Annotated in this window: 17 protein-coding genes; 7 read left to right on the plus strand and 10 right to left on the minus strand. The window is 66.7% G+C overall.

What is annotated here, in order from left to right; all coding sequences use genetic code 11:
* Positions 1 to 5: 5 nt before the first annotated feature.
* On the plus strand, positions 6 to 731 hold the full coding sequence (locus AC07YR_RS17015; protein WP_436056218.1) for a sulfite exporter TauE/SafE family protein: 726 nt from the start codon (positions 6 to 8) through the stop codon (positions 729 to 731).
* Here AC07YR_RS17015 and AC07YR_RS17020 read toward each other — a convergent pair.
* Together AC07YR_RS17020 and AC07YR_RS17025 are read right to left on the minus strand one after the other, a co-directional pair.
* Complete coding sequence (locus AC07YR_RS17020; protein WP_494734648.1) at positions 724 to 1,755, minus strand: 2-hydroxyacid dehydrogenase; 1,032 nt, start codon at positions 1,753 to 1,755, stop codon at positions 724 to 726. The two genes, AC07YR_RS17015 and AC07YR_RS17020, sit on opposite strands and share 8 nt — an antisense overlap.
* The gene (locus tag AC07YR_RS17025) at positions 1,749 to 3,050 is read right to left on the minus strand and encodes a glucarate dehydratase family protein (RefSeq protein WP_494734649.1); all 1,302 of its coding nucleotides are present in this window, start codon (positions 3,048 to 3,050) and stop codon (positions 1,749 to 1,751) included. The genes AC07YR_RS17020 and AC07YR_RS17025 overlap by 7 nt, the downstream gene beginning before the upstream one ends.
* Positions 3,051 to 3,172: 122 nt before the next feature.
* On the opposite strand from AC07YR_RS17025, the gene AC07YR_RS17030 reads away from it, so the two are divergent.
* Entirely contained in the window at positions 3,173 to 4,108 is a 936-nt protein-coding gene (locus AC07YR_RS17030) for a LysR family transcriptional regulator (protein ID WP_436056221.1), read from the plus strand.
* A gap of 49 nt (positions 4,109 to 4,157) precedes the next feature.
* Here the strand turns inward: AC07YR_RS17030 and AC07YR_RS17035 are convergent, their stop codons facing one another.
* The 7 genes from AC07YR_RS17035 to AC07YR_RS17065 form a co-directional block, all read right to left on the minus strand.
* Positions 4,158 to 4,853, minus strand: a complete 696-nt coding sequence (locus tag AC07YR_RS17035) for a FadR/GntR family transcriptional regulator (RefSeq protein WP_055797481.1) — start codon at positions 4,851 to 4,853, stop codon at positions 4,158 to 4,160.
* A 10-nt stretch (positions 4,854 to 4,863) separates the two neighbouring features.
* Positions 4,864 to 5,991 carry an L-talarate/galactarate dehydratase gene (locus AC07YR_RS17040; protein WP_055797484.1) on the minus strand — a complete coding sequence of 376 codons (1,128 nt, stop codon included), beginning with the start codon at positions 5,989 to 5,991 and terminating at the stop codon, positions 4,864 to 4,866.
* A 95-nt stretch (positions 5,992 to 6,086) separates the two neighbouring features.
* Complete coding sequence (locus AC07YR_RS17045; protein WP_436056223.1) at positions 6,087 to 7,007, minus strand: AEC family transporter; 921 nt, start codon at positions 7,005 to 7,007, stop codon at positions 6,087 to 6,089.
* 107 nt (positions 7,008 to 7,114) lie between these two features.
* Positions 7,115 to 8,443 carry an enolase C-terminal domain-like protein gene (locus AC07YR_RS17050; RefSeq protein WP_055797490.1) on the minus strand — a complete coding sequence of 443 codons (1,329 nt, stop codon included), beginning with the start codon at positions 8,441 to 8,443 and terminating at the stop codon, positions 7,115 to 7,117.
* On the minus strand, positions 8,440 to 10,056 hold the full coding sequence (locus AC07YR_RS17055) for an aldehyde dehydrogenase (NADP(+)) (RefSeq protein WP_494734650.1): 1,617 nt from the start codon (positions 10,054 to 10,056) through the stop codon (positions 8,440 to 8,442). Before AC07YR_RS17055 ends, AC07YR_RS17050 begins: the two co-directional genes overlap by 4 nt.
* Before the next feature lie 57 nt (positions 10,057 to 10,113).
* Positions 10,114 to 11,028, minus strand: coding sequence for a 5-dehydro-4-deoxyglucarate dehydratase (gene kdgD, locus AC07YR_RS17060; protein WP_055797496.1), 915 nt, complete (start codon positions 11,026 to 11,028; stop codon positions 10,114 to 10,116).
* Between the two features lie 172 nt (positions 11,029 to 11,200).
* Positions 11,201 to 12,085 carry a LysR family transcriptional regulator gene (locus AC07YR_RS17065; RefSeq protein ID WP_055797499.1) on the minus strand — a complete coding sequence of 295 codons (885 nt, stop codon included), beginning with the start codon at positions 12,083 to 12,085 and terminating at the stop codon, positions 11,201 to 11,203.
* 144 nt (positions 12,086 to 12,229) lie between these two features.
* On the opposite strand from AC07YR_RS17065, the gene AC07YR_RS17070 reads away from it, so the two are divergent.
* The 4 genes from AC07YR_RS17070 to AC07YR_RS17085 are packed head-to-tail and all read left to right on the plus strand — an operon-like array spanning position 12,230 to position 15,704.
* Positions 12,230 to 13,231: a Bug family tripartite tricarboxylate transporter substrate binding protein gene (locus tag AC07YR_RS17070; RefSeq protein WP_494734651.1), complete on the plus strand. Its 1,002-nt coding sequence runs from the start codon at positions 12,230 to 12,232 to the stop codon at positions 13,229 to 13,231.
* A 5-nt stretch (positions 13,232 to 13,236) separates the two neighbouring features.
* A complete protein-coding gene (locus tag AC07YR_RS17075; RefSeq protein ID WP_235505594.1) occupies positions 13,237 to 13,761 on the plus strand; it encodes a tripartite tricarboxylate transporter TctB family protein in 525 nt (174 codons plus the stop codon).
* Between the two features lie 9 nt (positions 13,762 to 13,770).
* Complete coding sequence (locus tag AC07YR_RS17080; protein ID WP_494734652.1) at positions 13,771 to 15,303, plus strand: tripartite tricarboxylate transporter permease; 1,533 nt, start codon at positions 13,771 to 13,773, stop codon at positions 15,301 to 15,303.
* Positions 15,300 to 15,704: a universal stress protein gene (locus tag AC07YR_RS17085; RefSeq protein ID WP_436056226.1), complete on the plus strand. Its 405-nt coding sequence runs from the start codon at positions 15,300 to 15,302 to the stop codon at positions 15,702 to 15,704. Before AC07YR_RS17080 ends, AC07YR_RS17085 begins: the two co-directional genes overlap by 4 nt.
* Before the next feature lie 109 nt (positions 15,705 to 15,813).
* Here AC07YR_RS17085 and AC07YR_RS17090 read toward each other — a convergent pair whose 3' ends face one another.
* Positions 15,814 to 16,563 carry a TetR/AcrR family transcriptional regulator gene (locus tag AC07YR_RS17090; protein WP_494734653.1) on the minus strand — a complete coding sequence of 250 codons (750 nt, stop codon included), beginning with the start codon at positions 16,561 to 16,563 and terminating at the stop codon, positions 15,814 to 15,816.
* Positions 16,564 to 16,672: 109 nt separating this feature from the next.
* Between AC07YR_RS17090 and AC07YR_RS17095 the strand changes: the two genes are divergently transcribed.
* Positions 16,673 to 18,058, plus strand: a complete 1,386-nt coding sequence (locus AC07YR_RS17095) for a flavin monoamine oxidase family protein (protein ID WP_494734654.1) — start codon at positions 16,673 to 16,675, stop codon at positions 18,056 to 18,058.
* The last annotated feature ends 18 nt before the right edge of the window (positions 18,059 to 18,076 follow it).

The raw sequence follows: 18,076 nt of genomic DNA on the forward strand, positions 1-18,076 counted from the left end.
CCCGAGTGACTGGTGCCGAATATGCCGTCATAGCCGGGGTGATCTTCCTGGCAGCCTGCCTGCAGGCCTCCAGCGGCTTCGGCATGGGCATGCTGGCAGCGCCGGTGATCGCGATGGTGGATCCGGCGCTGCTTCCCGCCACCCTGATCCTCCTGGCCCTGCTCGTCACCCTCATGGTCACCGTGCGGGAGCGGCAAAGCCTGGACCTCCGAGGCACGGGCTGGGCCCTGGTGGGCCGGATTCCCGGGAGCTTCCTGGGCGCGTGGCTGGTGACGGCACTGTCCCGCGAAGGCCTGGCGTGGGTGGTGGTGGCGGTGGTGCTGGCCGGTTTGGTGCTGGCGGGCCGCGGCTGGGCTCCCCGGCCGGTCCGCGCCAACCTGATCGCTGCCGGCGCGGCCTCCGGCATCATGGGTACCGCCACGTCCATCGGGGGACCGCCCATGGCCCTGGTGTGGCACGGGCACGACGGCCCCCGGCTGCGCGGCACCATGAGCGCCTTCTTTATGGTGGGCTCATCCATTTCCATGGCAATGCTGTGGCTGGCAGGAGCTGTTACCACGGACATGCTTTCACTGGCGCTTTGGATGGTTCCTGCGGCCGTTGGCGGCTACGCGGCATCCCGGTTCGTGAACCGCTTCCTCAATGCCGCACGCCTGAAGGCCCTGGCCCTGGGTGCGTCAGCGCTGGGAAGCGCCCTGCTGATCGTGCAGCTGGTCCTGGCGGCTACGTAGCCGGAACGGGCCGCGGCACCAGGTTCACGAGCTCCCCGCCCTGTGCAAGCAGCCGGATGTTGGCGGCGATGTCTGCCGCGCGGCGTTCAAAGGTGGTGCGTGCATGGCCGGAATGGTGCGGGGTCAGCACCGTGTTCTGCAGGGATGCGAAGGGCAGTTCAGCAGGCGGAACCACGCCGTCCGCGGGCGATCCCCACCAGACGTCGAGGCCGGCTCCGGCGATCCGCCGCTCCTTCAGGGCCGCGTACAGTGCCGCCTGATCCACCACCGGCCCGCGTGCCACGTTAATAAGGAACGCTGACGGTTTCATGGCGGACAGTTCCGCCGCCCCGATCATCCCTTCCGTGCCGGGATCCAGCGGCACGGTCACCACCACGACGTCGGACGCCGCCAGGAGTTCGTGGAGCTCATTATTTCCGCCTACCCGGTCGAGGCTGACCCCCTGCGGCAGGGCGGCCGCAGGATTGCGCCGCACAGCGCGGACTTTCATGCCCAGCGATCCGGCCATGCGGGCGACCTCGGCGCCGATGGATCCCAGGCCCACCAGGCCCAGGGTCAGGTCGGCGAGGACGGGATGGAACGGCACGTCGTCGGCCGTTGCGATGGTCCGCCACTGCCCCTGGCGGACCTCCCGGTCGGCTGCCGCAACATTGCGGGAAAGCATCAGGGTGACCATCAGGACGTGCTCGGCGATGGGCCGTGCGTGGTGGAAGGTGTTGGCCACCAGAGCCGACGGCGCCAGGTGCGGGAAGGAAATCTTGTCGTAGCCTGCACCCGTGACGTGGACCAGGCGCACGCGGCCGGCAGCCTCCGCTTCCACGGAGCCCAGGGAGGAGCAAACCACGACGTCGGCGCCCGCCAGTGCGTCCAGCCGGCGTTCCGGAGTCCAAGCCGCAGCCATGTCCCACTGGTGAGTGCCGCCGTCGGACCTTAACCGGTCCTCGAAGCGGCTGATAATGGGATCGGTGACCACGATCTTCAGTGATTCCAGGCGGTCCGGAGCCTGCTCCCCGGTGGTTACCACCGGGGGCCCTGAAGCTCGTAGGACGGGTGGAGCCGCTGCATGTAGCCGGTGTCGTCCCGGCTGGTGATCCCGCAGTCCAAGTACTGGCGGTGCAGGCGTTCCAGGGCGTCACGGTCCACCTCGACGCCGAGGCCGGGCCCGGTGGGGACCTGGACGGCGCCGTCCTTGAACGTGAACACACCGCCGGCAATGACATCCTCCGACGGGTCCTTCCACGGCCAGTGCGTGTCGCAGGCGTAGTCGAGGTTGGGGGTTGCCGCCGCCAAATGGACCATGGCGGCGAGGCTGATGCCAAGGTGGGAGTTGGAGTGCATGGACAGCCCCAAGCCGAACGTCTCGGTGATGCCGGCCAGGAACTGGGTCCGGCGGAGGCCGCCCCAGAAGTGGTGGTCCGAGAGGATGACGTCCACGGCGCCGGCCGCCACGGCAGGGGCCACGTCCGCGAAGCTGACCACGCACATGTTCGTGGCCAGGGGCATGCCGACCTCTCGGCGGACGGCCGCCATGCCGTCAATGCCTGGTGTGGGGTCCTCAAGGTACTCCAGGACGCCGTGCAATTCCTTGCCCACGCGGATGGAGGTCTCCACTGTCCAGGCGCCGTTGGGATCGATGCGGAGGGGGAGGCCGGGGAATTCGGCGCGGAGGGCGTGGATGGCCGCGATCTCTTCTTCCGGCGGGAACACGCCGGCCTTCAGTTTGAGTGCGCTGAAGCCGTAGCGGTCCACCATGGTCCGGGCCTGCTGCACGATCCCGGCAGGGTCCAGGGCGGCACCCCAGGCGTCGTCCTCCTGGCCCGGGTGGCCCGCCCACTTGTAGAACAGGTACCCGCTGAACTGCACGGAGCCACGGCCGGCGCCGCCCAGGAGGTCGCTGACCGGGCGGCCGAGGAGTTTGCCCTGGATATCCAGGGCGGCGACATCGAACGCGGACAGCACGCGGTCGGCTGTGCTCGAACCGGTGACCATGCCGCTCATGCCGTGGCCGCCTTGGATGGTGTCCTGCTGCAGCGCCTGGGCGATCCGGCTGCGCAGCACGTTGATGTTGAAGATGTCCGTCCCGGGAACGGCCGCAGCCGCGAGCCGGAGCCGGGCAATGTGGCCGGCATCGCCGTAGGTTTCACCGAAGCCCGATACGCCGGCATCCGTCTGGACCTCCACGATGGCCCGCAGCGCGAACGGTTCGTGAACGCCCACGGTGTTCAGGAGCGGCGGGTCCTTGAAGGCCACCGGCGTGATGGAGACGCCGGTAATCCTGGCCTGGTTGATGTACTGGGCGGGATCGTATGCCTGGTCCACAGCGCTGTGCTCCTTGGGTTGCCTCGGGGGTTGATTTACCTGCTCCGTTCACCGACCATAAGGGGAGTCATCGATCCAAGTCCAAGCTAATTTGTGCACTCAACAATTCAGTAAAGGTATGAATGTTTTCCCTACCCCAGTTAGAGGCGTTCGTTGCCGTCGCTGAAGAGCTCCACTTTGGCGCGGCGGCCGAGCGGCTCAACATGACCCAGCCGCCGCTGAGCCGCCAGATCCAGATGCTCGAGAAGAAGCTGGGAACCCAGCTCTTCGGCCGCACCAGCAGGAAGGTGGAGCTGACCGCCGCGGGCGCCACGCTGCTGCCGAGGGCACGCCAGATCCTGGATATGTGCATCAAGACCGACCTGGATGTCCGCCGGGTGTCCTCCGGCGAGGCAGGCGCCATCACGGTGGGGTACACCGCCATTGCCGGCCAGAGCGCACTGCCGCTGATGCTGCGGCGCGCCGCGGAGGGGATGCCGGGAGTGTCCTTTGTGCTCCGGGAACTGGTCTCAACGGACCAGATGGACGGGCTGGTGAAGGGCAGCGTGGACATCGGCCTGCTGCGGCCCATCGTCGCCCGGCCGGGCGTTGTGTCCCGGCCGCTCATGCAGGACCGCCTGGTGGTGGCGCTGCCGGAGGGGAGTTCACTGCTGGGCAACATGGCGGCGCCGAAGGGGGAGCCGCTGCCGCTTGGGTCCCTGGACCGTCTGCCGTTGCTGATGTATTCCACCAAGGAGGCCCGGTACTTCCACGACCTGGTGCTCCGGCTGTTTGCCAGCGCCGGCGCCCATGCCAACATCACCCAGTACGCCAGCCAGGTTCCGGCCCTTTTGGCCTTCGTCCAGGCGGGTCTGGGGGTGACGCTAGTCCCCGCTTCGGCCATGGCTTTCGCGCCCGCCGGGGTGGAATTCCACGAGATTGATGGAAGGCACGGCATCCAGGAGCTGAACCGCGTGGACCTGGAGCTGGCATGGAATGAAGAAACAGCCAACCCCGCAGTCCTGCGGCTCCTCAGGCTGATCGACACGCCTGAACGGCTCGCTGACCTCAACGCCTGAGCGGCCCACCCGGCCCCCCGGCGCCCCGGCCGGCAGGAGCCGGCCGCCGCTACTGGCGTCCGTCCCTGAGCCGTCGCCTCGAGTTGGCCAGGTGGCTGCGCATGGCAGCAGACGACGACGGCACGTCACCTTCCGCGATGGCCGCATAGATCGATTCGTGCTCGTGGACCACCTGTTCGAAGTGGTCACGGGCGTAGTGTTCGACGCCGGTCATCAGCCGGGTGCGCGGCATGGCGATCATGGTCTGGCCCAGGGACGCGAGGCAGTCCGAATAGAAGGGGTTTCCCGTCGCCGCGGCGATGGCCTTGTGGAATTCGTAGTCGGACTTCATGGCATGCGCCGGGTGGTCGCCGCTGGCAGTGAACTCCTCCAGGGCGCTCAGGACGGCCTTCAGTTGCCGGTCCGTCCGGTTGCGGGCGGCGAGGGCGGCGGCCTCCGCCTCGACGCCGATGCGGAACTCGAGCAGGTGGAGCCGGTCCTCAAGGCTTGCCACCGGCCGTCCGCCGGGGGAGTGCGGATCGCCGTGCGGGGGCGGGGTCAGCGCGAAGCTGCCCCGCCCGCGTTCGGTTTCCACCAGTCCTTCAGCCTGGAGCCGGGTCAGGGCAGCCCGGACCACCGTGCGGCTCACACCGAACTCGCCGATCAGCGTGTTTTCGCTGGGAAGCTTGTCGCCGGGCTGGATGACGCCGTCAACGATGCGGGTGCGAAGATCGGCGGCGAGGTCCGCGGTCAGGTTCCGGCTCATGCGTTCAAGGTTACGCGCCGAACTCCACGGACTCGGTGGTCCAGGCGCGGGCCTGGTCACTGAGTGTCACGCCGAGGCCGGGGCGGTCCGGAACCAGCATGCGGCCGTTCTTCGTTTCGAGGCGCTCGTTGAACAGCGGGTCCAGCCAGTCGAAGTGCTCCACCCATGGTTCGCGGGGGTAGGCGGCGGCGAGGTGCAGGTGGATCTCCATGGCGAAGTGCGGTGCGAGCCCCAGTCCCCGCTCGTCCGCCAGGGCGGCCAGGCGCAGGAACTGCGTGATGCCGCCGACGCGGGGGGCGTCGGGCTGGATGATGTCGCAGCCGTTCGCGTTGATCAGGCCCTTGTGCTCGGCCACGGAGGCCAGCATCTCGCCGGTGGCGATGGGGGTGTCCAGGACCTGGGCGAGGTGGGCATGGCCTTCGAAGTCGTAGGCGTCCAGCGGTTCTTCGATCCAGATGAGGTTGAACTCCTCCAGCTGCCGGCCCATCCGCAGTGCGGTGGCGCGGTCCCACTGCTGGTTTGCATCCACCATAAGCGGCACGTCCCAGCCGATGTGTTCGCGGATTCCGGCGACGCGGCGCAGGTCCTCTTTGCTGTCGGGGAGGCCCACCTTGATTTTGATGCCGCCGATGCCTTCGTCGATGGACTGGGTGGCGCGGGCCTTGACTTCGTCCAGGGAGGCGTTGAGGAAGCCGCCGGACGTGTTGTAGGTCTGGACGGAGTCGCGGTAGGAGCCCAGCAGCTTGGCCAGGGGCAGGCCCGCGCGCTTGGCCTTGAGGTCGTACAGGGCGATGTCTATGGCGGCCAGTGCCTGGGTGGCTACGCCCGAGCGGCCCACGGAGGCGCCGGCCCAGAGCAGCTTGGTGTAGATCTTGCCGATGTCGTTGGGGTCCTCGCCGATGATGCCCTCGGCCACCTCCTTGGCGTGCGCATACTGGGCCGGTCCGCCCGCGCGCTTGGAGTAGCTGAAGCCGATGCCGCTGTGGCCCTGCTCGGTGGTGATTTCAGCGAAGAGGAAGGCCACCTCGGTCATGGGCTTCTGGCGGCCCGTGAACACTTTGGCGTCGCTGATCGGCACGGCAAGGGGAAGCCTTGCGGTGGAAAGTTTGACGTGGCGGATGAGGTCTACGGTGCTCATGGGGGCTCCTCGGAAAATCGGTAGGGGGCAGCGTCGCCCGCACTCCTTATGCTACAAGTTGGAAACTTGTATTACAAGTAGTGGTTGTCACGCGCCTAGCCCACCAGCCACGCCACCACGAGCAGCGCCCCGATGCTCAAGACGGTGGTACAGAGGATGACGTCGCGGGCTACGGTCATGCCGCGGCCGTACGGGGACGCGAAGAGGAAGACGTTCTGGGCGGTGGGGAGTGCGGCCATGATCACGCTGGCCAGCAGGTGCTGCCCCTCCAGTCCGAAGACAAAACGTCCGAGGACCCACACAATGAGCGGCATTCCGGCAATTTTCAGGAACGTGGCCACGAGGGTCTCTGTGCGGCCGTCGTCCTTCTGCAGCGGGGCCCGGCCGGCGAGTGAGAGCCCGAAGGCAAGCAGCACCATGGGCACGGCGCCGCCGGCCAGCATGTCGATGGGTTTTTGCAGGAGGTCCGGGGCGCTCCAGCCGGTCAGCGCCACGGCGGCCCCCAGTCCGGAGGCGATGATCATGGGATTGGCGAAGGGTTGAAGCAGGAGCTTCTTCCAGGAGATTTTGGTGCCGGAAACCAGGCCCAGCACCGTGAGGTAGAACGGCGCCATCACCAGGATCTGCACCAGGAGTACTGGGGCCACGTGCTGTGCCGTTCCGACGGCGTAGAGCGACACCGGGATGCCGATGTTGTTGGCGTTTGCGTAGCTGCTGGCCATGGCACCCACGGCGGTTTCGGCCGCCGGCCGGCGGAAGAACAGGAAACTCGCGAGGCAGTAGAGAAGCCCCACTATCGCTGCCGAGAGCAGCGCCAGCGGGGCGTCCGTTCCGAGGGCTGCCCGGATATCGCTGCCGGCCACCACGGTGTACAGCAGAGCCGGGTTGGTGACGTAAAAGGCGGTGCGGGTCAGCGCGCCCTGGACTTCCGGTCCCAGGATCCGGAAGCGGGCGGCGAAATACCCCACGGCAATGACAGCGGAGACGATGAGTATTCCGGAGACAACGCCGCCCAAAAGTGCGCCCTTCTATTTATCTGTACGTCTTGGGTTTCCGCACGGCCGTCTCCCTGTTGCGTCGGGAGGGCCGGCCGTGCGGAAGCTTCAGTTCTTTCGCAGGACGCTTAGCGCACCAGGCAGGGCCGTTTCGGGTCGAAGGACCAGCCCTCGACGTAATACTGCATGCCGATGCTGTCGTCGCGGGCATCCAAACCGTGCTCCAGGTACAGCTGGTGCGCTTTGTCCAGGGCGTCGCGGTCCAGTTCGATGCCCAGCCCGGGAGCGTCCGGCACCTCGATGGCGCCGTTCCGGATCTGCAGCGGTTCTTTGGTGAGGCCCTGCCCGTCCTGCCAGATCCAGTGGGTGTCCAGCGCGGTGATCTCGCCGGGGGCTGCCGCGCCGGTGTGCGTGAACATCGCCAGCGAGATGTCGAAGTGGTTGTTCGAGTGCGAGCCCCAGGTGAGGCCGAATTCGTGGCAGAGCTGCGCCACCCGGACGGAGCCGTGCATGGTCCAGAAGTGCGGGTCGGCCAGCGGAATGTCCACGGCGTTGCTGCGGATCGCGTGGGACATTTCCCGCCAGTCCGTGGCAATCATGTTGGTGGCCGTCTTGAGACCGGTGGCCCGGCGGAATTCCGCCATGACTTCGCGCCCGGAGAAGCGGCCTTCGGCGCCGCAGGGGTCCTCGGCGTAGGCCACGACGCCCTGCATCCGCTTGCCGAGCCGGATGGCCTCCTCCAGGAGCCAGCCGCCGTTGGGGTCCAATGTGACGCGGGCTTCGGGGAAGCGCTTGGCCAGGGCGGTGACCACGTCCACTTCGTCGTCGCCGGACAGCACTCCGCCCTTGAGCTTGAAGTCGCTGAACCCGTACCGCTCCTGCGCGGCTTCGGCCAGGGCGACTACGGCTGCAGGTGTCATGGCTTCCTGCCGGCGCAGCCGCTCCCAGCGGTCCGCCGGCGCATCCTCCACCAGATACGGCAGGTCCGTCCGCCGGCGGTCGCCGATGAAGAAGAGGTAGCCGAGCATCGGAACGGAGGAGCGCTGCTGCCCGTCACCGAGCAGTTCGGCCACCGGGACGCCCAGGAACTGGCCGTGGAGGTCCAGCAGGGCGGATTCGACGGCCGTGACCGCGTGGACGGTGGTCCGGAGGTCGAAGGTCTGCAGCCCGCGGCCGCCGGCGTCGCGGTCCGCGAATTCCGCCGCGATTTCCCGCAGCAGGGAGCGGTACCGGGCCACCGGCTTGCCGGCGATGAAGGCCCCGGCCTCCTCGATGGTGGTGCGGATTTTCTCGCCGCCGGGGACCTCACCCAGGCCGGAGCGTCCGTCCGAGTCGGTAATGATCACCACGTTGCGGGTGAAGAACGGTCCGTGCGCACCGCTGAGGTTCATCAGCATGCTGTCGTACCCGGCGACGGGAACTACCTCAACCTTGGCGATGGTGGGCTGGGTGCTCATGCGTTGACCTTATCTTCTGCGTCGGCTACGGCTTCGACCGTACCGTCGATCCGGCGGTTCAGCTGCCACGGATTAGCATCCTGCAGCGGAGCCGGGAGCAGTTCCTGGGGCAGGTTCTGGTAGGCGACCGGCCGCAGGAAGCGGTTGATCGCGAGCGTGCCGACCGACGTCGTGCGGGTGTCCGACGTCGCCGGGAAGGGGCCGCCGTGGACCATGGCATGGCCCACTTCGACGCCGGTGGGCCAGCCGTTCACGATGATCCGCCCCACCTTCTGTTCGAGGGCGGGCAGCAGCTGCGCCGCCGTCGGGTAGTCCTCTTCGGTGAGTTGCAGGGAAGCGGTGAGCTGTCCCTCCAGCCGGTTGGTGGCCTCGATCAGTTCCGCGACGGTGGAGTAGCGGATCACCAGGGACGCGGCCCCAAAAATCTCGGCGTGCAGGACGTGGTTGGACACGAAGTCGGCAATCTCGGTCCCGAAGATGGTGGGTGCCGGTGCGTTTTCGGTGGGGCCTGCAGTGCCCTGGCCGACAATGGTCACATTGTCGGCCGAACCGAGCGCCTCGGCCCCGGTGTTCCACGAGCCGGCGATGCCGGCGGTCAGCATGGTCTGTCCGGCACAGGCGGATACTGCGCGGCCGACGGCGGCAGCCAGTTTGTCCCCTGCCTCGCCGGCGGGGGCGAACAACAGGCCGGGGGAGGTGCAGAGCTGGCCGGAGCTGCCGGTGACGGCAGCGACATACTGTTGCGCCAGGGCGTCAATGTGTTCGGCGGAGCCGTTGAGGGCGCCAGGGAAGACGAAGACCGGGTTGAGCGAAGACATTTCCGCGTAGACAGGGATGGGCTCCGGGCGTGCCGCCGCGGTGCGCATCAGCGCGATGCCGGCGCTCTGCGACCCGGTGAAGCCCACGGCCTTGACGGCCGGGTCCGCCACGAGGGCCTGGCCGATGCTGCTGCCGGGTCCGTAGATGAGCGAGAAGACGCCGGGGTGGAGTCCGATGTCGTTGACGGCCTTGACGATGGCCTGGCCGACAAGCTCGCCTGTGCCCGGGTGGGCGTTGTGCGCTTTGAAGACCACCGGGCAACCTGCGGCGAGGGCCGAGGCGGTGTCTCCTCCCGCCGTCGAGAAGGCCAGCGGGAAGTTGCTGGCACCGAAGACGGCCACGGGGCCCAGCGGAATCTGGCGCTGGCGGATGTCCGCCCGGGGGAGCGGCGTGCGCTCCGGCAGGGCCGGATCGATGCGGACGCCGCGGAAGTCGCCTTGGCGGACCACGTTGGCGAAGAGGCGGAGCTGGCCGGTGGTGCGGGCACGTTCACCCTGCAGGCGGGCCGCCGGCAGTCCCGTCTCCTGGCCGGCGCGGACGATTAGCTCGTCGCCGATGGCCTCGATGTTGTCCGCGATTGCTTCCAGGAAGCGTGCGTGCGTCCCGGGATCGAGCGTGCTGAAGGACGGGTAGGCGTCAGCGGCCGCGGCCGTGGCTGCCTTGAGCTGGTCCTCGGTGAGCAGGGTGTAAGGGGGCTCAAGCTGTTCGTTGCTGGCGGGGTTGAAGCCAAAGGCGGCTTTGCCTTCGCCGACGACGGCACGCCCGGCGATCAGGGAATGTCCGGTGAGTGTCACGGTGGTAACTCCTAGGAAGGGGATCGATCAGGAGACGGTGGATCAGGAAACGGCAGGTCAGGAAACGGTGGCGATGAGTGCCTTGAGGTCCGCCAGGTCCTGCGGCGCCAGGTTCTGCAGCGGCGGGCGGACGCCTCCGGCCGAGCGGCCTATGGCGTCCAGGCCGCCCTTGACGATGGAAACGGAGTAGCCCTTGACCCGGTCGCGGATGTCCAGGTACGGGATGACGAAGTCGTTGAGCTTCTTGTTGACGGCTACGCGGTCCTGGTTGCGCACGTCCTGGTAGAAGTCCAGGGCGAACTGCGGGACGAAGTTGTACATGGCGCTGGAGTAAGTGCTCATGCCCAGCTGCAGCAACGGCAGTGCGAAGGTCTCGGCCGTCGGGAGGCCGCCAAGGTAGAAGAGCCGGTCGCCGAGCTTGGCGTACACGCGGGCGTCGTGTTCGAGGTCGCCCACGCCGTCCTTGAAGCCGATCAGGTTTGCGTGGCGGTCGGCCAGGGTTGCAACAGTGGTGTCCTTGTAGATTGCGTTGGCGCGGTTGTAGATGATGACGCCGAGCGAGGTGGAACTGCAGACGGCGCTGACGTGCTCGATCAGACCGCCCTGGTCCGCTTCCGTCAGGTACGGCGGAAGGAGCAGGATGCCCTCGGCTCCCGCGGCCTCTGCAGCCTGGGCGTTTTCAATGGCCTGCGCCGTGGAACCTCCGGCCGATGCCAGCACGGGAACAATATTTCCGACTTCTTCGACGGCGGCGCGGACCACGCGGGCGGATTCCGCCGGCGTGAGGGAGAAACCTTCGCCCGTGCCGCCGGCGGCGAAGAGCCCCGCCACCGGGTAGCTGGCCTGCCAGGCAAGGTGCTTGCGGTAGTTCTCCTCGTCGAACTGGAGTTGCGAATCGAACGAGGTCACCGGGAAGGAGAGCAACCCGTCTTTGAGAACGCTGGCAAGTTCCTGGGGTGAATGTTTGGCCACGATGAGTCCTCCATGTCGGCGCCGCGTCGGTGCGGCAGTAGATGATTTCTCCTTCAGCCTAGGGAGCCAGTTGATGCCTGTCTAAGTTCATTTTTGTATGCATTGATACCCTTCGTGCATGGTGCGGCGGCCTTGTAAGGTGGCATTCCAGTGGCCGTTGCGGCCGGGCGGCTCAGTTTTCCTGGAAGTCGAGGGTCCTCAAGGCCAGTGCGAGTGCCGGGTTGGTGATGGTGCGGGTCCAGATGGCGTGCAGTTCGACGGGGTCGTTCACGCTGCTTTCCAGTGGCAGGAATTCCACGCCGTGGACGCCCAGCAGGGTTGCCGAGTGCGGAACGAAGGCCACGCCGCGCTTGGCCGCAACGAGGGACACCATGGTGAGGATCTGGCTGACGGTGTGGACCACGTTGGAGTGCTGGATAGGGATCATCCGGACCACCAGGTCATAGAAGTACCGGGCCTGGGTGGAGGAGTGCATGATCAGCGGCGCGTCCCGGAGATCCTTCTCGGTGATGTCCCTGTTGAGTCCGGCCAGCGGGTGGCCGGACGGCACCGCCAGGACCATCGCTTCCCGGTAGAGCAGGTGCGAATCGAAGATTTCGTTGTCAAAGGGCGGCCTTGCCAGGCCAAGGTCCAGCTCGCCGGACAGGAGCCCGGCGATCTGCTCGCCCGTCACGAGCTCCTGCAGGTCGATGTCGACGTCGGGCAGTGTTGCGGTGATTTCCTCCAGCAGGGGGCCAAGGATGCTGAAGCCGCTCGCAGCCGTGAACCCGATCCGGAGCAGGCCCGAGCGCCCCGAGGCGATCCGCCGTGCTGTCACGGGTGCCCGGCTGGCCAGGGCCATCAGCCGCCGGGCCTCGTCCAGGAAGGCCCGTCCCGCAGCCGTCAGCTGGACTTTCCGGTTGTCGCGTTCCAGCAGTTCGGCACCCACGGCCTTTTCCAGCTTCTGGATTTGGCGGCTCAGTGGCGGTTGGGTCATGTTGAGCCGTTCCGCCGCCCTCCCGAAGTGGAGCTCCTCAGCTACGGCGATGAATCCCGCCAGTTGGTCAAAGGTAAACATGATGCCCTCCGGGTATCACTCGATGCATATTTGGGCTTAGACATGCATCATAGAGGGTTCCTACACTCGATACAGCCGACCGGCAGTGATCCGGTTCACAAACGTATTTGGGGCGTAGCCCTATAGCGCCAACGAGGAGTTCCAATGATGCACTTCCCCACCCGCCGAGCCGTACTCGGAGCGGCGTCTGCCATGACGCTCCTGGCATTGACCGCCTGCGGCAACGTCGCCGGCGGCAGCAAGGATTCTTCGAAATATCCCAGCGGCCCCATCAGCGTGACCGTCGGCCAGGCGGCCGGCGGCAGTACTGACCTGATTGCCCGGGCCGTCGCCGAGGGCGCCTCCAAGACGCTCGGCACGCCGATGCCGGTAGTCAACAAGCCCGGCGCCAACGGCGCCCTCGCCACCAAGGAAGTGGCGGGCAAGCCTGCCGACGGGCAGAACCTCCTGCTCGTTACGGCGTCGCTCGTGACCATCACGCCGCTGGCCGTCACGGCGGATGAAGCCGTCAACATCGACGACCTGGACATCATCACCGGCCTCTCCCAGGACGACTACGTCCTGGTTGCCAGCACTCAGTCCGGCTTCAAGACCATCAAGGACGTGACCGGTGCGGGCCGCAACATCACATTCGGCACCACGGGCGTGGGCACCGGCAGCCAGCTGGCACAGACGGTGCTGTTCAAGCAGGCCAAGGTGCAGGGGACCGACGTTCCGTTCGACAGCGGCAAGCCCGCCCTGACGGCCGTCCTGGGAAACCAGGTGGAGCTGGCAACAATCCAGCTGGGTGAAGCCATGCCGCAGATCCAGGCAGGGAAGGTGGCCCCGCTGCTGGTCTTCTCCGAGGAGCGCAACACGTTCCTCCCCGACGTTCCCACTGCGAAGGAATCCGGCTACGACGTCCCTGTCGCGCAGTACCGGGCGGTAGCAGCCCCCAAGGGAACGTCGCAGGATGTGAAGGACAAGCTGCTCGCGGCCTTCAAGGAGACCTTCAAGTCGGAGGCTTACCAGGAGTTCAACAAGAAGAACATGCTGACCCCCAAGGAGATCTCCGGCGAGGAAGTGGTCACGCAGTGGAAGGAATACGCCGCCAAGTACAAGTCCCTGGTTGAGAAGTACGACATCAGCCTCAGCGGAACGAAGTGATTCCAGTGAAGGAAACCTCCGCGGACCCGGTGGCCGAGGACGACCTGACACCGGAACAGCTGGCCGCGCAGTGGGAGGACGAAAAGCCGCCGGCCGCCGGACCCCTGGCCAATGCAGCGTCATCCCTCGTGGTCCTCGGCGTCGGCATCGCTGCCGTCATCCTGTCTGTTGCCATGGGACTCGGCACTCCGTCGGCACCGCAGCCCGGACTGTGGCCGTTCATCATCAGCTGCGTCATGGTGGCCCTGGGACTGTTCCAGCTGATTGCCGGGCGGCACAACAGGGATGCGGAAAAGTTCACCCGCATGTCCATCTCCCCGCTGACCGGCCTGGTGACGCTTGCCGCCATGGTGGCCGTGATGCCGCTCATCGGCTTTGAACTGCCGGCGCTGGTGCTGTGCATCATCTGGATGCGGTTCCTGGGCGGCGAAACCTGGCGCTCCACGGTGCTCATCAGCGCCATCGTCGTCGCGGCGTTCTACGGCATCTTCGTGCTGGCGCTCGGCACCTCCATCCCCCACCTCTTCTAGGAGACCCCCGTGGATTTTCTAAATCCCGTGATCAACGGATTCGCCGTTGTCCTGGAGCCGACAAACCTCCTGTACTGCCTGATCGGCGTCGTCATCGGAATGCTGATCGGGGTGCTGCCCGGACTGGGGCCCGCGGCAACCATCGCCATCCTCCTTCCGCTCACCTACAACGTGGAGCCCGTCACCGCCATCATCATGCTGGCGGGCATCTTCTACGGTGCCCAGTACGGCGGCACCATCACCTCCGTGCTGCTGCGGCTGCCGGGCGAGGCGTCGTCCGTCGTCACCGTTTTCGACGGCTACCAGATGGCCAAGCAGGGAAAGGCCGGCACGGCCCTGGGCCTGGCAGCCATCGGCTCATTCGTCGGCGGCACCGCGGCGATTATCGGCCTGACATTCCTGGCGCCGGTGGTGGCCAGCTTCGCGCTGGACTTCGGACCGCCGGAATACACCGCGCTGGCGCTCCTGGGCATCCTGCTGGTGGCCACCATCAGCAGCGGCGCCAAGGCGAAGGCACTCATCGCAGCGGCCCTCGGACTGCTGCTGGCCACGGTTGGGCGGGACATTTTCACGGGCGAAAGCCGCTTCACCTTCGGCAGCCTTGACCTGGCGGACGGCATCGACTTCGTGCCGATCGCCATGGGCATCTTCGGCCTTGGCGAAATCCTCTACAACCTGGAGGAACGGCACCGCGCCGCCAAGGCTCCGTCCAAGGTGGCCAACGTCTGGCCGTCACGCAAGGAACTGAAGCAGGCTTCGGGCGCGATCGGGCGCGGCTCCGTCCTGGGATTCTTCCTGGGCATCCTCCCCGGAGGCGGCGCCACCATCGCCTCCATGGCGTCCTACGCCATGGAGAAGAAAAGGGCCAAGCAGCCGGAGCGATTCGGCAAGGGCGCCCCCGAAGGAGTCGCGGGTCCGGAAACAGCCAACAACGCGGCAGCGACGTCGTCCTTCATCCCGCTGCTGACCCTGGGCATACCGGCGAACGCCACCATGGCGCTGATGTTCGGTGCCCTGCTGATCCAGGGCGTGACCCCGGGACCGCAGCTCGTGGAACAGGATCCCGAGCTCTTCTGGGGTGTTGTGAACTCGATGTACATCGGCAACGTCCTGCTGCTGATCATGAGCCTCCCGCTCGTGGGAATCTTCGTGAAGATCCTCCGCGTCCGCGCCGCCATCCTGGCTCCCGTCACCGCCCTCATCACGCTCCTGGGTGCCTACACCATCAACAACAGCATGTTCGAGGTCTCGCTGGTGGTGGTCTTCGGCATCGTGGGCTACCTGATGAAGAAGTTCGGTTTCGAACCCGGACCGCTCGTGCTCGCGTTTGTGCTTGGCGAACTGCTCGAAAGCTCCATGCGCCGCTCACTGCTGGTCTTCGGCGGCGACCCCATGGGCTTCTTCGGCCGCCCGATCTCCGCCACGCTGCTTGTGGTGTTCGTGCTGGTCGCCGTGCTTCCCGCCCTCAAATCCATGCTGGCCAAGCGCAAAGCCCCCGCTGCGGTAGAGCCCGCACCCACCAAAATCAAGGAGAAGGTATGAGCATCATCGTCGGATTCGTTCCCACGCCCGCGGGCGAGGCGGCGCTCTCGGCCGGCATCGCCGAGGCAACCCTTCGAAACGAGGACCTGGTGATCGTCAACTCTGCACGTGAAGGCGCGCTGGTGGACAAGTCCGTGGCGGGAGAGGACGTCCTGGCACGGGCCGCGAAGCGTGCGGAGGAGGCTGGCGTCACGGCAAAGGTGATCCAGCCGCCGTACCACCACGACCTCGCCGATGAGTTCCTGGACGTGGCCCGTGAAGCGAATGCGTCCCTGATCGTCATTGGCCTGAGGCACCGCTCCCAGGTGGGCAAGTTCATCCTGGGCAGCCACGCCCAGCGCATCCTGATGCAGGCTGACCGGCCGGTCCTGGCCGTCAAGGCCGACGGCGCGCACTTTTAAGCGGCCAGTATCCATCCAGGGGCGGTACGCGAGACCTTCACAGGGCCGCGGCCGCCCCTTTCCGCGCGTCCGGCAGGTTGACCGCAGTCCGGCTTCCGCCGCGGACCGGCTAGCGCCGCAAGGCCCCCAGGCCCGAAATCAACGCCTCGAGACCGAGGCCAAAGGCGACGTCGGCAGGCTTTTCGTGGCCTTGGTCGGCAAGGCTGCGCACTGCGGCCGTGAAACTGGGCGTGGATTCGGCCATGCTGCCCGGATCGAAGATGTCCGCGGGGGCTGTGACATCGAAGGCCGAGCCGAAAATGAAGGACTCCAGCGCCACGATCGAGGAGATGATGCGTTCCTCCGGGAAGCCGGCCTCCCGCAGTCCTTGGCTGACGGCCTCGTACATGGCCAGGGTCTGCGGCGCATCCGTGACGGGCAGGACCGCGATCACCGGGATCAACGGGGTGTGCTTGGAGAAGACGTCCCGATAGCTCCAGGCCCACCGCCGCACGGCTTCGTCCCACGGTTCAGCACCGAAAGCGGATACGTCCACCAGTGCGGCGAGGTGGTCCTCCACTAGGACCAGCACGTCGCGTTTGGATGCCACATGGTTGTACAGGGCCGACGGCGCCACATCCAGTGAGCGGGCCAGCGCAGCCATGGTGAGGCCGTCGTAGCCGCTCTTCCCGATCAGCCGCAGGGCTGCCGAGGTAATCACTGTCTGATCCAGCACCGCTGTGGCCGGCCTGCCCGCGCGTCGCTTCGCCGGGGTCGCGGCCGCGCGGGGCGCGGCTTCACGCGATACCGCTGGGGGCTTGGTGTTCGGGCGGGCGGCTGCCGGCATCGCTGGCCTTTCTGCTGGCGGGGTCCCCAGCATTATTCCATTGACCTCTTCCGTGGCGGTGCTGGAACCGCTATAGTCATTAATAAATGAATGGCATTCATTTAGTGGTACGCATCACTCGAGCGGCCACGGAGAGGACATCATGCTGGAACTTGACCGCGACGTCGTCGTCGTAGGCGCCGGCCCCTCGGGTCTCACCGCAGCCCGTGAACTGAAGAAGGCCGGCCTCACTGTCGCCGTGCTGGAGGCGCGGGACCGCGTGGGCGGCCGCACCTGGACGGACACCATTGACGGCGCCATGCTGGAAATCGGCGGCCAGTGGGTCTCGCCGGACCAGACGGTACTCCTGGAACTCCTGGACGAGCTGGGACTGGAAACGTACTCCCGCTACCGCGAGGGTGAATCCATCTATGTGGGGGCCGACGGCAGGAAGACCCGCTACACCGGCGATTCCTTCCCGGTCAGCGACACCACGGCGGCCGAAATGGACAAGCTGATCGGCCTGCTGGACGGGCTTGCTGCGGAAATTGGCGCTTCCGAACCCTGGGCCCACCCCAAGGCGCGCCAGCTGGACACCATCTCCTTCCATCACTGGCTCCGGCAGAACTCGCCGGATGAGGAAGCCTGCAACAACATCGGCCTGTTCATTGCCGGTGGCATGCTCACCAAGCCCGCGCACGCATTCTCCGCGCTGCAGGCCGTCCTGATGGCCGCGTCCGCGGGGTCTTTCAGCCACCTGACGGACGAGGACTTCATCCTGGACAAGCGCGTTGTGGGAGGGATGCAGCAGGTTTCGCTGCTGCAGGCACGCGAACTGGGTGACGACGTCGTGCTTAACAGTCCGGTGCGCACCATTAACTGGACGGAAGAGCGCGACGGCGGCCCGCGCGTCACCGTGGTGTCGGAGCGGGCCGCGGTCAATGCCCGCTACGTGATCATGGCGGTGCCGCCGAACCTGTATTCGCGGGTTTCCTTCAACCCGCCGCTGCCCCGCCGCCAGCACCAGATGCACCAGCACCAGTCGCTGGGCCTGGTCATCAAGGTGCACGCCGTCTACAAGACGCCGTTCTGGCGCGGCGAGGGGCTGTCCGGCACCTGCTTCAGCGCCGGATCGCTGGTGCAGGAGGTGTACGACAACACCAACCACGGGGATTCCCGCGGCACGCTGGTGGGTTTCGTCTCGGACGAGAAGGCCGACACCGTCTTCGAGCTCAGTGTCGAAGACCGCCGCCGCGCCATCCTGGAATCGATCGCGGCCTTCCTGGGGGATCAGGCCCTGGAGCCCGAGGTGTACTACGAATCCGACTGGGGCTCGGAGGAATGGACCCGCGGCGCCTACGCCTCCAGCTACGACCTCGGCGGACTGCACCGGTACGGCAAGGACCAGCACCAGCCCGTAGGTCCCATCTACTGGAGTTCCTCCGACCTGGCGGCAGAGGGTTACCAGCACGTGGACGGCGCCATCCGGATGGGCCAGCTGACTGCCGCCCGGGTTGCCGCCGTCGCCAGGGTGGGCGCTCCGGCTTAGGGCTGTGGCCAAACTGCC

It is taken from the genome of Arthrobacter sp. GW460-12-1-14-TSB2, from assembly GCF_059423525.1.

Coding starts and splice junctions, on each gene's coding strand:
- AC07YR_RS17030 (WP_436056221.1), top strand. CDS start 3,173: ATGTTTTCCCTACCCCAGTTAGAGGCGTTCGTTGCCGTCGCTGAAGAG.
- AC07YR_RS17035 (WP_055797481.1), bottom strand. CDS start 4,853: ATGAGCCGGAACCTGACCGCGGACCTCGCCGCCGATCTTCGCACCCGC.
- AC07YR_RS17040 (WP_055797484.1), bottom strand. CDS start 5,991: ATGAGCACCGTAGACCTCATCCGCCACGTCAAACTTTCCACCGCAAGG.
- AC07YR_RS17050 (WP_055797490.1), bottom strand. CDS start 8,443: ATGAGCACCCAGCCCACCATCGCCAAGGTTGAGGTAGTTCCCGTCGCC.
- AC07YR_RS17065 (WP_055797499.1), bottom strand. CDS start 12,085: ATGTTTACCTTTGACCAACTGGCGGGATTCATCGCCGTAGCTGAGGAG.
- AC07YR_RS17070 (WP_494734651.1), top strand. CDS start 12,230: ATGATGCACTTCCCCACCCGCCGAGCCGTACTCGGAGCGGCGTCTGCC.
- AC07YR_RS17085 (WP_436056226.1), top strand. CDS start 15,300: ATGAGCATCATCGTCGGATTCGTTCCCACGCCCGCGGGCGAGGCGGCG.
- AC07YR_RS17090 (WP_494734653.1), bottom strand. CDS start 16,563: ATGCTGGGGACCCCGCCAGCAGAAAGGCCAGCGATGCCGGCAGCCGCC.
- AC07YR_RS17095 (WP_494734654.1), top strand. CDS start 16,673: ATGCTGGAACTTGACCGCGACGTCGTCGTCGTAGGCGCCGGCCCCTCG.